At 61.3% G+C, this 14,122-nt stretch carries 9 protein-coding genes and 1 tRNA gene; 6 read left to right on the top strand and 4 right to left on the bottom strand.

The genetic code is table 11. The features are described from left to right. Positions 1–37 precede the first annotated feature (37 nt). The 3 genes from smc to ppdK all read left to right on the top strand — a co-directional run bounded on the left by smc (position 38) and on the right by ppdK (position 7,206). Entirely contained in the window at positions 38–3,499 is a 3,462-nt protein-coding gene (gene smc / locus G6N80_RS06450) for a chromosome segregation protein SMC (protein ID WP_165132468.1), read from the top strand. Continuing rightward, a complete protein-coding gene (locus G6N80_RS06445; RefSeq protein ID WP_165132465.1) occupies positions 3,499–3,918 on the top strand; it encodes an Ivy family c-type lysozyme inhibitor in 420 nt (139 codons plus the stop codon). The genes smc and G6N80_RS06445 overlap by 1 nt, the downstream gene beginning before the upstream one ends. A 609-nt stretch (positions 3,919–4,527) precedes the next feature. After that, positions 4,528–7,206, top strand: a complete 2,679-nt coding sequence (ppdK, locus tag G6N80_RS06440) for a pyruvate, phosphate dikinase (protein WP_165132462.1) — start codon at positions 4,528–4,530, stop codon at positions 7,204–7,206. An 18-nt stretch (positions 7,207–7,224) separates the two neighbouring features. Here the strand turns inward: ppdK and G6N80_RS06435 are convergent, their stop codons facing one another. Next, positions 7,225–8,313 carry a glycosyltransferase family 4 protein gene (locus G6N80_RS06435; RefSeq protein ID WP_165132459.1) on the bottom strand — a complete coding sequence of 363 codons (1,089 nt, stop codon included), beginning with the start codon at positions 8,311–8,313 and terminating at the stop codon, positions 7,225–7,227. Between the two features lie 93 nt (positions 8,314–8,406). After that, positions 8,407–8,598 carry a hypothetical protein gene (locus G6N80_RS06430; protein WP_165132456.1) on the bottom strand — a complete coding sequence of 64 codons (192 nt, stop codon included), beginning with the start codon at positions 8,596–8,598 and terminating at the stop codon, positions 8,407–8,409. Between the two features lie 134 nt (positions 8,599–8,732). Between G6N80_RS06430 and G6N80_RS06425 the strand changes: the two genes are divergently transcribed. Beyond that, a complete protein-coding gene (locus G6N80_RS06425; protein WP_165132452.1) occupies positions 8,733–9,707 on the top strand; it encodes a DUF1499 domain-containing protein in 975 nt (324 codons plus the stop codon). 30 nt (positions 9,708–9,737) lie between these two features. Here G6N80_RS06425 and G6N80_RS06420 read toward each other — a convergent pair whose 3' ends face one another. Continuing rightward, entirely contained in the window at positions 9,738–10,652 is a 915-nt protein-coding gene (locus tag G6N80_RS06420; RefSeq protein WP_165136924.1) for an MBL fold metallo-hydrolase, read from the bottom strand. A 173-nt stretch (positions 10,653–10,825) separates the two neighbouring features. On the opposite strand from G6N80_RS06420, the gene G6N80_RS06415 reads away from it, so the two are divergent. Then, positions 10,826–10,900, top strand: a tRNA-Gln gene (locus G6N80_RS06415). A 35-nt stretch (positions 10,901–10,935) separates the two neighbouring features. On the opposite strand, the gene G6N80_RS06410 is transcribed toward G6N80_RS06415, so the two are convergent. Beyond that, on the bottom strand, positions 10,936–11,280 hold the full coding sequence (locus G6N80_RS06410; protein ID WP_062552982.1) for a hypothetical protein: 345 nt from the start codon (positions 11,278–11,280) through the stop codon (positions 10,936–10,938). Between the two features lie 247 nt (positions 11,281–11,527). Here G6N80_RS06410 and G6N80_RS06405 point away from each other — a divergent pair, with 247 nt between their 5' ends. Further along, on the top strand, positions 11,528–13,801 hold the full coding sequence (locus tag G6N80_RS06405) for a heavy metal translocating P-type ATPase (protein WP_165132449.1): 2,274 nt from the start codon (positions 11,528–11,530) through the stop codon (positions 13,799–13,801). The last annotated feature ends 321 nt before the right edge of the window (positions 13,802–14,122 follow it).

Below are 14,122 nucleotides of genomic sequence, written 5' to 3'. Positions count from 1 at the left end.
CCGTGTCCGCTTTTGTCTGTCTGTCTGCAGGTGGTGCATGAAGTTCACCAAACTGCGCCTTGTCGGCTTCAAATCCTTCGTCGAGCCGACCGAATTCATCATCGAACCGGGTCTCACCGGCGTCGTCGGCCCCAATGGCTGCGGAAAGTCCAACCTTGTGGAAGCGCTCCGCTGGGTAATGGGTGAAAACTCCTACAAGAACATGCGTGCTTCCGGCATGGATGATGTGATCTTTTCCGGATCGGGAAATCGCCCGGCGCGCAATTCCGCGGAAGTCGGCCTCTACCTCGACAACAGCGATCGTACCGCGCCAGCCGCCTTCAACGATGCCGATGAGATACAGGTCTCGCGGCGGATCGAGCGGGAGAACGGCTCCGTCTATCGGATCAACGGCAAGGAAGCCCGCGCCAAGGACGTGCAGCTTCTGTTTGCCGATGCCTCCACGGGCGCCCGCTCGCCCTCCATGGTCGGGCAGGGCCGGATTGGCGAGCTCATTCAGGCAAAGCCGCAGGCGCGCCGGCAACTGCTGGAAGAGGCGGCAGGCATTTCCGGCCTGCATTCCAGGCGCCATGAGGCGGAGCTTCGGCTGCGTGCTGCGGAAACGAATCTCGAGCGGCTGGAGGATGTCACAACCCAGTTCAGCAGCCAGATCGAAAGCCTCAAGCGTCAGGCTCGGCAGGCCAGTCGCTTCAAGATGCTGTCTGCCGATATCCGCGAGCGGGAGGCAAAGCTCCTCTACATCCGCTTCGTCCAGGCGCGCGATGCGGAAAACGAGGCGACGCAGGCGCTGAATGCCGCAACCTCTGTGGTCGCCGAACGCGCCCAGAGCCAGATGGAAGCCGCCAAGGAACAGGCTATTGCCGCACTGAAGCTGCCCGAACTGCGCGAGGTGGAGGCCAAGGCCGGTGCCGCGCTTCAACGGCTGCAGATCGCGCGCAGCCAGCTGGAGGAAGAAGCGGGCCGCCTTCTGCGCCGCAAGGACGATCTCATGCGCCGCCTCGCGCAGCTTGCCGAGGATATTCGCCGCGAAGAGCAGTTGATGGCGGAAAATGCCGCGGTGATCGAGCGGCTGGATGCGGAAGAGCAGGAACTGACCGAGCTTCTGGCGCAATCTGGCGAGGAGGCGGAAGAACTTCGGCTTGCCTATGAGGATGCCAGCGCACGCCTGGCCGAAAGCGAAGGCGAATTCGCCGCTGTTACCGCCGAGCGTGCGCAGGTGGCCGCTCAAGTTGCGCAGCTGGAAAGGGTCATCCGCGAGATCGCCGATCGCCGCCTTCGCCTCGACCGTCAGCGCAGTGAAGCGGCAAGCGAGCTTGAAACACTCGATGACAAACTCTCCGAACTGACCGACCCGGCAGAGCGCCGCGAAGCGGTGGAGGCGGCGGAATATGCGCTGGAGGAGGCGGCAGCGTCTATCGAGGAGATCGAAGAGGCGCTGTCTCAGGCCCGCCAGCGGGAACTGGAGGCCCGGCAGCCCGTCGAGCAGGCGCGCGCGCACCTGAATGGGTTGGAAACGGAAGCCCGTACCATCCGCCGCATGCTGAGCGCCGGTGAGGCAAGCGGTGCGTTCACTTCGGTGGCGGAAATGATCCGCGTTGATCGCGGCTTCGAGGTTGCTCTGGGCGCGGCACTCGGCGACGATCTCGATAGCGCCTTGGACGAGGCCGCCCCGTCTCACTGGCTGCGCCTGACAAACGCCGTCGAGGGACCGGCGCTGCCGCAGGGCGCAGAACCCATTGCCCGCCACGTGACAGCGCCGCCGGAACTGGCGCGCCGGCTGGCCCAGATCGGCGTCGTAGACCAGTCGAATGCGAAGGCTTTGCAGGCGAGCCTGAAACCCGGGCAGCGTCTCGTGACGAAGCAAGGTGCCGTCTATCGCTGGGATGGGCATGTCACCGGCTCGGAGGCACCGAGTGCTGCAGCTCTTCGGCTTGCGCAGAAAAACCGGCTCTCCGAACTGGAGACCGAAATCGATGATGCGCGTATCGAGCTGTCGGAGGCGGAAAGCCTGAGCCTTCAGGCAGGCGAGGCCATCAGGACCGAAGAGGCGCGTCTTGGCGAGGCGCGCGAACGCCTGCGGCTTCTTCAACGCAGTGTTTCGGAAGCGCGTGAAGCGCTTGCGCAGGCTGAGCGTGCTGCGGGCGACCTGATGCGCCGCCGTGCCGTTGCCGAAAATGCCCTTGCCCAACTGAGCGAACAGATCGAGGAACTGGCCGCGCAGGACGAGGCCGCCCGTGCCGAAAGACAGGATGCACCGGATCTCGCCGATCTCGACCGCCGGTTGGCGCAACATCAGTTGACGGTGGCGCAGCATCGGGCAGAGCTTGCGGAAGCGCGGGCGCGCTATGAGGGTCTGTCGCGCGATGCGGATGCGCGTCGCCGCCGTCTGTCGGCCATTTCCGCCGAGCGCACGAACTGGCGGGGCCGCGTCGCCAGTGCCGAAGGTCATGTTGCGACCCTGCGGGAGCGTGAGGACGAAGCCCGTGAGGAAATGGCCGAGCTGGATCTTGCGCCGGAGGAGTTCGAGGACAAGCGCCGCGCCCTTATGAACGAGTTGCAGAAGGCGGAAGAGGCGCGTCGCGCCGCCGGAGACGCTCTGGCCGAGGCCGAAACCCGCCAGCGCGAGGCGGACCAGCGTGCTGCCACCGCGCTTGCGGCCCTGGCCGAGGTTCGTGAAAAGCGCGGCCGCGCGGAGGAGCGTCTGGTGTCCGCCGCAGAGCGTCGACACGATGCGGAAAATGCAATTCGCCAGGCCCTGTCCGTGGAGCCGCATGAGGCATTCCGTCTTGCAGGCATCCAGCCGGGTTCCACCCTGCCGGACATGAGCGCCGTGGAACGCGAGGTGGACCGCCTGAAGATGGAGCGTGAACGGCTTGGCGCCGTCAACCTTCGGGCCGAGGAGGAGCAACGGGAACTCTCGGACAAGCTCTCCGCGCTCATCAAGGAGCGTGACGACATCATTGATGCCATCCGCAAGCTGCGATCTGCCATTCAGAGCCTGAACCGCGAGGGACGCGAACGACTGATTGCCGCTTTCGATGTGGTCAACGGCCAGTTCCAGCGCCTTTTCACGCATCTTTTCAACGGCGGTACTGCGGAACTTCAGCTCATCGAAAGCGACGATCCGCTGGAGGCAGGGCTCGAAATCCTGGCCCGTCCGCCGGGCAAGAAGCCGCAGACAATGACGCTTCTGTCGGGTGGCGAGCAGGCGCTGACAGCCATGGCGCTGATCTTCGCGGTCTTTCTCACCAATCCGGCGCCCATTTGCGTGCTGGACGAGGTGGATGCACCGCTCGATGACCACAATGTCGAGCGCTATTGCAACCTGATGGATGAGATGGCCGCATCGACGCAAACGCGCTTCGTCATCATTACCCATAATCCCATCACCATGGCGCGCATGAACCGGCTTTTCGGTGTGACGATGGCGGAGCAGGGCGTCTCGCAACTCGTTTCGGTCGATTTGCAGACGGCGGAGCGTCTTCGGGAGGCTGTTTGATGAAGCGCTTCAGTCTTGTCCTTTGTCTGCTGGTCCTTGCCGTCTCGCAGCTCTCGGCAGCCGAAGAGGCAAAATCAGGCCGCTTCCTGCACGAGATCGTTGCTTCGTCCCAGCCCCATCGGGAAAGCCTTCAGCAACTGCTGCGCAAGACACAGCGGCTTCCGCCCTGGGTGCGCAACATGATCACGAACCCGCTCTACGTCTCTGGCGCGTCTACAGCGGTGACGATTGCCGAAAAACCTTTTGAACTCTTTGGCGCCTGTCTGGTGAGGCTTTGCCCAAAAAGCCACCTGCGCATCCTGTTCACGCCGCAGGGAAAGATCGTCTCCATGCGTGTGGTCGATGAAAAGATGGGCGAGATCCTTCTCGGCGAACCGGATGCCGATCAACTGCTGCAATTGTCAAAACCGGGAATTTGATCAGCGAAACCCGGGATAGTCGGAGATCCACGGGCTTCAGGCCGGTGTCAGCTTCGTCGTCAACAGACGCCTTGACCCTTGGCGGGAGTAAAACAGGATATGGCTGAAATTCTGCTTAGCCAACAGCTGATTGTGATCTGATAACGCTATCATTTCGTATCGACAATACGCCACAATAGGCTAACCTCTGAAATGCAAAACATGATTTGCAATTAAGGTTATCAGCAAAATCAAACGGTCCGTGTGAATTAGACACTTTCCATGACGATTGAATTGCATAATCTTTGTTCCAGTAAATTGGGTTCAAGTTTACCCGGATCAGTTCGGGATCAAGACCCCCCGGCCGGTTTCCTGTACCAGCCGGAAGACTTTGCGGGGCCGGAGCAGGCGGCCCCGCAAAGTCTGCTAATATTTAAAATGAACGCATATCAGGAATTTATACTTTAGAAATACACCTATCGGCCTGCCGTTATCCCAAAATCCGCGAGATCTGTCGCAATATTGCTGCAATGCAGCATGATGCTGCCATTCCCCCGTTTCCAAGTCACCGTAACTGCGGTAAATGCTTGGGAAAAAAGAAGCAGTTCATGCTCGGGGCTGGAGGAGAACATGGCGACTAAGTGGGTTTACCGGTTTGGAGATGGCGCGGCGGAAGGCGGCGCTGCCGATGTCGCATTGCTGGGCGGCAAAGGGGCGAACCTTGCCGAAATGGCATCGCTCGGGCTGCCTGTGCCGCCCGGAATGACGATCACCACCGAAGCCTGCCTGTTTTTCTTTTCCAAAGGCAAGGCGCTGCCGGATGACCTGCAAGCCCAGGTTCTCTCGGCGCTTGTCGATATGGAGAAGATCACAGGCCGCACCTTCGGTCAGGGCCCTCATCCGCTTCTGTTGTCCGTCCGCTCCGGGGCGCGGGCGTCCATGCCCGGCATGATGGATACCGTGCTGAACCTTGGCCTGAATGACCAGACGGTGCAGGCGCTCGGCCACGATAGCGGCGATGCGCGCTTTGCCTGGGACAGCTATCGCCGCTTCATCCAGATGTATGGCGATGTCGTCATGGGTCTCGATCACGAGGTCTTCGAGGAAGTGCTGGAGGACGAGAAGGCCCGCCTCGGTCACGATTACGATACGGAACTGTCTGCCGTCGAGTGGCAGCATGTCGTTTCCCTCTACAAGCAGGTCATCGAAGAAGAGCTGGGCGAAGCCTTCCCGCAGGATTGTCACCTGCAGCTCTGGAACACCATCAAGGCAGTGTTTTCCTCCTGGACGAACACGCGCGCAGTCACCTATCGGACCCTCCACAAGATCCCGCATGACTGGGGAACCGCGGTCAATGTGCAGGCCATGGTGTTCGGCAATCTGGGTTCCACCTCGGCAACGGGCGTTGCCTTCACGCGCAATCCGTCCACGGGTGAGAACAGTCTCTACGGCGAATTTCTGGTGAATGCGCAGGGAGAAGATGTGGTTGCTGGTATCCGCACGCCGCAAAGCCTGACGGAGGAGGGGCGCCTTGCCAGCGGCTCTGAAAAGCCCTCCATGGAAAAGCTGATGCCGGAGGCTTTCGCCGAGTTCCGGGACATTTGTAATCGGCTGGAGGCGCATTACGGCGACATGCAGGACGTCGAATTCACCGTAGAGCGCGGAAAGCTGTGGATGCTGCAAACCCGCAGTGGCAAGCGCACGACACGGGCCGCGATGAAGATCGCCGTCGATCTGGTGGATGAAGGCGTCATAACGCGCGAACAGGCCATCTGCCGTATCGACCCGCCATCGCTGGATCAATTGCTGCACCCGACCATAGACCCGCGCGTTGAGCGCGTGGTGCTCGGCTCAGGACTTCCGGCCTCTCCGGGAGCAGCCAGCGGAGAAATTGTCTTTACGGCGGAAGATGCGGTGGATGCCGAAGCGGAAGGCCGCAAGGTCGTGCTGGTGCGCATCGAAACCAGCCCGGAAGACATCCATGGCATGCATGCGGCGGAAGCAATCCTGACGACGCGCGGTGGCATGACCAGCCACGCCGCAGTCGTTGCGCGCGGCATGGGCATTCCGTGCGTGGTGGGCGCAGGTGGTCTGCGCGTCGATCTGCGCAACGAGCTTCTGATCGGCCCCGGCTTCACGCTGAAAAAGGGCGAGATGATCACGGTCGATGGCTCTTCCGGCCAGTTGCTCAAAGGCGACGTGCCCATGATCCAGCCAGCGCTTTCCGGCGATTTCGGTCGGCTGATGGCCTGGGCAGATGAGACCCGCCGCATGACCGTACGCACCAATGCCGATACGCCGCAGGATGCCCGTGCGGCCCGTTCCTACGGTGCCGAGGGAATTGGCCTCTGCCGTACCGAACACATGTTCTTCGAAGGTGGCCGCATTCATGTGATGCGCGAGATGATTCTCGCCGAAGATGAAGCCGGGCGCCGTGCGGCGCTGGACAAGCTGTTGCCCATGCAACGTTCCGACTTCACGGAACTCTTCACCATCATGTCCGGCTTGCCGGTCACCATCCGCCTGCTGGATCCGCCCCTCCACGAGTTTCTGCCAAAGAGCGCGGAGGAGATTATCGAGGTGGCCGCGGCCATGGATATGGAACCGGCGCTTCTGTCGCGCCGCGTTGAGGCGCTGCACGAATTCAACCCGATGCTGGGCCATCGCGGCTGTCGTCTTGCCATTTCCTATCCTGAAATCGCGGAAATGCAGGCGCGCGCGATCTTCGAGGCCGCGGCTGCTGCGGCCAGCGAGACCGGAGCGCCGGTCGAGCTGGAAATCATGGTGCCGCTCGTCGGGCTTCGCTCTGAGCTGGATTACGTGAAGGCCTGCATCGACAAGGTCGCCGCTGACGTCTCAAGGGAGACGGGTCTTGATATCGGCTATCTGGCCGGCACCATGATCGAGCTTCCGCGCGCGGCTCTCCGTGCCCATGTCATTGCCGAAACGGCGGAGTTCTTCTCCTTCGGAACCAACGATCTGACGCAGACCACATTCGGCATCTCGCGAGACGATGCGGCAAGCTTCATCCCGACCTATCAGCGAAAAGGCATCATCGAACAGGATCCCTTCATTTCGCTGGATTTCGATGGCGTGGGCGAGTTGATCGGCCTTGCTGCCGAGCGGGGCCGAAAGACAAGGCCTGACCTGAAGCTGGGAATCTGCGGCGAACACGGTGGTGACCCTGCCTCCATCCGCTTCTGCGAGCAGATGGGCCTCGACTATGTTTCCTGCTCACCCTTCCGCGTACCTATTGCCCGGCTGGCGGCGGCGCAGGCAGCCATCGAGCAGCAGAGCGCCCGTCGATAGCCGGTGGCTTTCCAGCCGTCAGGAAAACGAGCCGTGGAGGGCGGGAGCCGGTCGATCAATCGTCTCCAGCCATGCGTCCATGCCGGTAAACGTCTCTGCCCAACCGGGCAGCGTCTGGCCGAAGGTCCATGCGAGGTCGCCAAGCGTGTGCAATCTGTCCGGCGTGGAGATCAGCCGGTCGATCTCCTGTGCCATCGTCTCGGCATCCTCCGCAGGCGCTGAGGTTACGCCGGCCTTGGCCCAGGTGGACACGGCGCCGGATGCGGTGCTCACCACCGGCACCCCGTGGCGAAGGGCTTCGGCAATCGCCATTCCATAGCCTTCGTAGTGCGAAGCGGCGACATAGAGATCACTCGCCTGCCACAGGGTTTCCAGCTCCTTGTCCGCCACATCGCCCAGAAACGTGAAACGATCCGTAAGGCCGAGGCTTTCCGCCTTTTCCTGAAGGCGCAGCAGATGGCCCGGATAGCGGGACGGATCGCCCGCCACATTCCACGTCCAGCCAGGGGTTTTCAGGTGGCTTGCAACATCCAGAATATAGTCGTAGCGCTTGCGCGGGATGACGGCACCAATGGAAAGAATGCGCGGTCCGCCATTGGTGGCATAGTCGCCAACTGCCGTCCGCAGGACGGGATCATTGCCCGGAACTGCCGCATGAATATGGTGCGCTGAAAAACCATATTGCTCCCGCACGTAGCGCGCCGTTTCATCCGAACTCACCAGAAGCGCATCGGCCCTGCTCAGGCTCGCCCTTTCCGCCTCAAACAGGCGTCGACCCTTTTCGTCGCTGCCCGTTCCATGTTCCATGACATCCGAATGGTGGAAGATGGCGGCAATTGGATGCGGCATCTGGCGAAACAGTTCCAGCAGGCGCCCGAGATAGACATGGTCCATCAGAAGAAGGGTGTGGTGGGGAAGCGCGGCAAGCCGTCGTGCCAGGGCTGCGCGCTCACTTTCGGGAACCATGGGGAAGCCTTGCTCGAGGCAATGCGTCTCGAGATCGACGCCCTGTTGGCGCAGCACCTGCACGAGGCGGGAATTGTAGACATATCCCCCCGTTCTGACCGCATAATCCGAACTGGTGATGTAGAGCACAGGTCTGGCCATGGCGCTGTCCACTTTTCGTGTTTCCTGCTGCGTCCTACGTCAGAAGGAGGCGCCACGATCAACCACTTGTCAAATATTTATCCGGTGCGGTGGTCAGTTCTGGTTTTGCATGCAGCGCTGCAAGGCAGGACTGCCCGGCTCGAAACCGTAGCCAAGGCAGGTGCGCTCCGCCGCCGCGCGGCGTGCTTCGGGGCTCACGCTCTGGCAGCTTGCGGCAAGGCCAAGCGTCAGCCCGAGGCACAGGGCTTGAACCAGGCGAAACATTTTCTGCATTTGCGGTTTCATGATGCGGCTTCCGGATGACGTGCTCGGATGAATCTCTTAAAAGAAAGCATGCACATGTCGAGCAAAAGAAGCGCGAGCAGATCAGCAGGCGGGACTTCTGGTAAACGGAAGGCCCGAGAAGGAAATATTTCTCAATGACGGTGCGTTTCGTTCGTCCGGTGTCCTCTTCGGCCTATCTGGCAAAGAAAATGGCGTGGAGTTCGCTGTTGCTGCTGTTGATGGCTTTCGCTGCGCATCGCTTCGGCCCGCTGACGACCCCAAGCTTCCTGGCGGTGGTGATCCTTTGCGCGGTGCTGGGTAGCCTCAGCATACCGCTTGCACTCCACGGGCTGGTGCAATTATGGACCACGGGCGCCCAGGGCGGGATAGCCTCTGCCAGGGCCATCATTCTGGCTTTGCCTGCCATCGCGTTGTTTGCCGTCGGCATGTATCTCTCGGAAACGCGCCCGGCGCTTTTCGATGTAACGACGGATATTGCCGATCCGCCAGCCTGGCAGAAACAGCCTGTGGCCGATCAGCTGTGGCTTTCCCAGCCCACCTTCGTCAGTCCGGCATCGCGAGAGCTGCAGGAGGAAACCTATCCGGGCATTACCAGCCGCCGGTACGAAGGCGCGCTGGACCGTGTCTATGATGCCGTTATCAAGGTCGCGGCGGCAAACCGCATCAAGTTCGACAAGGACAAGCTCGCCAAGGGGCAGAGCCAGAAAGCCAAGCCGGCCCCTTCCAGAACGCCTCAGTCCGGAGTCGGTGCCAACGGTGCAGCCAGTTCGGCCTCCAATCCGGCAGTCAATCCCCCGGCAACGGATGCCGCGCCGCCCGTGCCGGATGTGGTGCCGATTCCGCTGCCTCGCCCGTCACCCGCACTCGCCTCACTCTTGCCGCAGGCGCAGGCAAAGGGCGACCTTTCGCTTCAGGGATCGATGCGCACCTTCATTCTCGGCCTGCCTTTCGATGTGGTAATCCGGCTCCGGGAAGAGGAGCAGACGGTGCTTGTGGATATGCGCGTCGCCAGCCGCTACGGCTCGCATGATCTGGGCTTGAGCGCCGGCATCGCACAATCCTACTTGCGCGCTCTGGATGCAGAATTGCTGGGCATCGCGCCGGAATAGGTGAAGCCCGGATAAGCCGATGAGACCGGCTCAGGCAGGCCAGTAGCGTCCCGAAAGGGCAGTCGGGCCTTCCGTCAAAACTTCGCCCCGCTCGACCAGATCTTCCAGATGCGCCAGAACCGAAAGCGCGGCAGCGCCATGCAGCCGCTTGTCGGTCCTGGCGTAGATCGCCTCCACCATCGCGGCAATCGTCCGGTCGCCGTTTCGAATACGCTCCAGCACGGCGCGTTCGCGCATCCGTCGGTGGGTGCGCAAGGCCCGCAGGAAGGAAGCCGGCTCCGCAATCGGGCCGCCATGGCCGGGAAAATAGATCCGGTCGCGCGTGCGCTCCATCATCTTGTCGACGGAGGCCATGAAATCGCTCATGGAGCCATCCGGTGGCGCCACGATCGTGGTCGCCCAGGCCATGACGTGATCGGCGGAGAAGACGATGCCGGTCTCCTCCAGCGAAAAGGCTGAGTGGTTTGCCGTATGCCCGGGTGTATGGATGGCACGCAGCGCAAAGCCATCGGCCTCGATCACGCCGCCATCGGCAAGCACGATGTCCGGCTGGAATTCCATGTCGGAGCTTTCGGCAAACGGGTTCGTTTCACCCTCGTGCAGCGGGCGCGCTGCCCTGTGCGGGCCTTCCGCCACGGTCAGCGCTCCCGTCTCCGCCTTGAGGCGACGGGCAAGCGGCGAATGGTCGCGATGGGTGTGGCTGATGAAGATGTGGCTGACGGTCTTGCCCTTCAGCGCCCGCATCAGCGCCTCGAAATGCGCATCATTTTCGGGGCCGGGATCGAGTACGGCGACCGTCTTGCCCTGGCCGATGATGTAGGAATTGGTGCCGTGGAAGGTGAAGGGCGATGGATTGTTGCAGGTCAGCCGCCAGACCCCTTCGGCCACCGGCACGGCATGCCCGTGCGAGGCCTCGAAATCGAGGGTAAAAGCGGGGCCGGGCAGATCTGCGGCCATGTCCATTCCTTGCAAGGTTCAGTCTGATCAGGTGCATGTGGACGCATTCGACCAAAATGTCAAAAAAGAGATCGAAGCTGATTGCGGTGAGGCATGAGCTTTGCTAAACGCAATCCCCGACGCAACTGGTGCTTCGCCCGAAGCAATAAGGCCAGTGCTGTTGGGGCGTAGCCAAGCGGTAAGGCAGCGGTTTTTGGTACCGCCATCCCCTGGTTCGAATCCAGGCGCCCCAGCCACACGTCTCACTCTCTCGTCTGAGCCGACCACACAATCAATGCCGATGGCCTTCGTCATCCTGGTAGAGCAGCTCATCGAGAATCATGCGGATCGAATCCGGGCCGCCATTTAGGGCATAGTGAGATTGCTGGGCCTCGTCCGTTACGACGAAGACATGCGGTATGGCGCGTAGCGTCAGGAGTTCGGACAAATCGAACAGGTAGCTCGCCTGCAGCTTGATATCCAGAAGCGCCCCCGCATAGCGCTGGTTTGCGACCTCTTCCAACGGCGGATAATCGCTGCGCACGATAAGCTCGCACCCCTCCCGCTGCCAGGCCTGCCGGATCTCCGGCGTCACGACATCAGGGCGAACAAAGAGTGCGATCTGGTATCCGGTCATTCCCTGCCTTTACTGCTGCACGGGTGCAAAACGAATGACGACCGTCAAGGTTCGCAGCCGGTGACCATTCTATCCTATATTGGCTGAGGATGAGGCAAATCAATGTGATAAGAATCAATCCAGCCCTCTGAAGGCGGATCTATGTCGCCGCTTCATTCACTTGAAAAAATTCACCTAGCCGGCGATTTTCGCTTGCACCTCTAGTGGCTAGAGGTCGCAGACTGTCTCCATCGAAAGGAAAACAGTCATGGATAATGCGGTGAAGACGAGATTCAGGGTTGATGGGATGGACTGCGCATCCTGTGCGAACAAGATCGATACGGCGGTGCGGCGCATGCCGGGCATTGCCGATGTCTCGGTCTCCGTCACCACCGGCACAATGACCGTCCTGCATGACGGGACGACCGATCTGAATGCCATTGGCCAAAAACTCTCCGGCCTCGGTTATCCCGCGCGCGAGGTGAAAGCCGCGCCGGAGGCGAGCACGGCTACCCCCGCGCATCGGCATGGTCCTGACTGCAATCATGAAAGTCACTCCGGTCACGACCATGGACACCATCACGGACACGACCACGCTCATGCTCATGGCGATCAGGACCATGGCGAAGAAGAAGTGGCGGTCGGGGAGGGGCTGCACGGTCATGATCACGCAGTTGCGGAAGGCCCTTGGTGGAAGAGCCGCAAAGGCAGGCTCACCATCGTCTCTGGCGCAGCCCTTGCTGCCGCCTATGCGCTTGGCCATCTCGTTCCCGCCATCGAAACCTATGCCTTTATCGCGGCACTGCTGGTGGGTCTGCTGCCAATTGGCCGCCGTGCCGTGATGGCGGCACTCGCCGGAACGCCTTTTTCGATCGAAATGCTGATGACGATCGCGGCCCTTGGCGCGCTCTTCATTGATGCGACGGAAGAGGCCGCCGCCGTGGTGTTTCTCTTCCTTGTTGGTGAACTGCTGGAAGGCGTGGCAGCGGGCAGGGCACGCGAAAGCATCCGTTCGCTGAGCGCGCTTGTGCCCAAGACAGCGCTTCTGGAAGAGGGTGGCAAGACGCGCGAGGTTGCCGCCAATTCTCTTGCCGTCGGCTCTGTCATCCTCGTGCGTCCGGGTGATCGGATTTCGGCGGACGGCGTCATTCTGTCCGGCGATGCTACGATCGACGAAGCGCCTGTGACAGGTGAGAGCGTTCCTGTGCGCAAGGCGGTGGGAGATCCGGTGTTTGCGGGCACCATCAATGGGGATGCAGCGCTGCGCATCCGCGTGACGGCGCAGGCCGAAGACAATACGATTGCGCGTGTGGTTCGTCTGGTCGAGGAGGCGCAGGAATCGAAGGCGCCGACAGAGCGCTTTATCGACCGCTTCTCCCGATATTATACCCCGGCTGTCGTGCTGGTGGCGGCTCTGGTCGCAGTCATCCCGCCGCTCCTCGCGGGCGCAGGGTGGAACGAATGGATATACAAGGGGCTGGCAATCCTGCTGATTGGCTGCCCTTGCGCGCTGGTCATCTCCACACCCGCCGCCATTGCTGCAGCCCTGTCATCCGGTGCGCGCCGTGGCCTGCTGATGAAGGGTGGCGCTGTTCTGGAAGGCCTCGGCACGTTGACGGCCATCGCTTTCGACAAGACCGGAACGCTGACGCAGGGAAAGCCGGTCGTCACGGATATCCTGCCCTTCGGCAAGACCGGCTATGAGGTGCTGGCGCTTTCGGCGGCACTGGAGGTGGGATCGAGCCATCCGCTGGCTCTGGCCATTCTCGAAAGGGCAAAGGACGATGCGGTGGAAATCCCCTCCGCCACCGAACTTCGCGCACTGGGCGGCAAGGGCGTGAGCGCCCTCATCGACGGGGTTGAGGTCTTCCTCGGCTCCCCCAGATCCGCCGCCGAGCGCGTGAACCTGCCTCTGGCGCATTCAAGAGCGATTGCTGCGCTGAACGATGACGGCAAGACGGTCTCGGTGCTTCTGGTGGGAAATCTCCTGGCTGGGGCGATTGCCATGCGGGATGAACCGCGTGCCGATGCTGTCGAGGGGCTGGAGCGCCTCAAAAAGGCGGGCATCAAGACCGTCATGCTGACCGGCGACAACCGGCGAACCGCAACCGCCATCGCCGCAAGGCTCGGCATTGAGGTGCATGCCGAACTGATGCCGGAAGACAAGCAGCGGATCGTACGGGAACTGCAATCGCAAGGCTTCATCACGGCCAAGATCGGTGATGGCATCAATGATGCACCGGCGCTTGCCGCTGCCGATATCGGCATTGCCATGGGCGGGGCTACGGACGTGGCGCTGGAAACCGCCGACGCCGCCGTGCTTCACGGGCGCGTGGGCGACATTGCCCTGATGATCGACCTGTCCCGGCGCACGATGAAGAACATCGTCCAGAACATCACGATTGCGCTAGGGCTGAAGGCGGTCTTCCTTGTCACCACGATCATCGGTATCACCGGTCTGTGGCCTGCGATTCTCGCCGATACGGGAGCAACCGTGCTGGTCACCATGAATGCCCTGCGCCTGCTGCGCCCAATTCGGTGAGAAAAGTCATGCTGAGAAAGATCGTCTTTGGAGCAATCCTCGTGCTGGTGGCGCTGTCTGTTGTCTTCAGCATCGTTGGTGTCCTCGCCGTCTGGAACCCGGCGGAACTCTTCAATTATGGGTAATGATCAGGCTCGATTGGGCAGTCAGCCTTCGGTGGGCTCGTAACCACGGAATGATGTGCTGCGAAATGACGGCAACATAGTCCCTCAGCGAACAACGGCGGCGGATCAAAAATCCAGTTTGCCTGTTGTTCACTGGGGATAACGTCGCCGAACGCTAAAATCAGTTTGGAAATGTTAAGTATCTATTAGATTAGGG

Source organism: Rhizobium rhizoryzae, assembly GCF_011046895.1.
Taxonomy (GTDB): domain Bacteria; phylum Pseudomonadota; class Alphaproteobacteria; order Rhizobiales; family Rhizobiaceae; genus Neorhizobium; species Neorhizobium rhizoryzae.
Note: the sequence above shows the minus strand (reverse complement) of the source record. Positions and strands in the feature narration are given on the sequence as shown.

Coding starts and splice junctions, on each gene's coding strand:
- smc (WP_165132468.1), top strand. CDS start 38: ATGAAGTTCACCAAACTGCGCCTTGTCGGCTTCAAATCCTTCGTCGAG.
- G6N80_RS06445 (WP_165132465.1), top strand. CDS start 3,499: ATGAAGCGCTTCAGTCTTGTCCTTTGTCTGCTGGTCCTTGCCGTCTCG.
- ppdK (WP_165132462.1), top strand. CDS start 4,528: ATGGCGACTAAGTGGGTTTACCGGTTTGGAGATGGCGCGGCGGAAGGC.
- G6N80_RS06435 (WP_165132459.1), bottom strand. CDS start 8,313: ATGGCCAGACCTGTGCTCTACATCACCAGTTCGGATTATGCGGTCAGA.
- G6N80_RS06430 (WP_165132456.1), bottom strand. CDS start 8,598: ATGAAACCGCAAATGCAGAAAATGTTTCGCCTGGTTCAAGCCCTGTGC.
- G6N80_RS06425 (WP_165132452.1), top strand. CDS start 8,733: ATGACGGTGCGTTTCGTTCGTCCGGTGTCCTCTTCGGCCTATCTGGCA.
- G6N80_RS06410 (WP_062552982.1), bottom strand. CDS start 11,280: ATGACCGGATACCAGATCGCACTCTTTGTTCGCCCTGATGTCGTGACG.
- G6N80_RS06405 (WP_165132449.1), top strand. CDS start 11,528: ATGGATAATGCGGTGAAGACGAGATTCAGGGTTGATGGGATGGACTGC.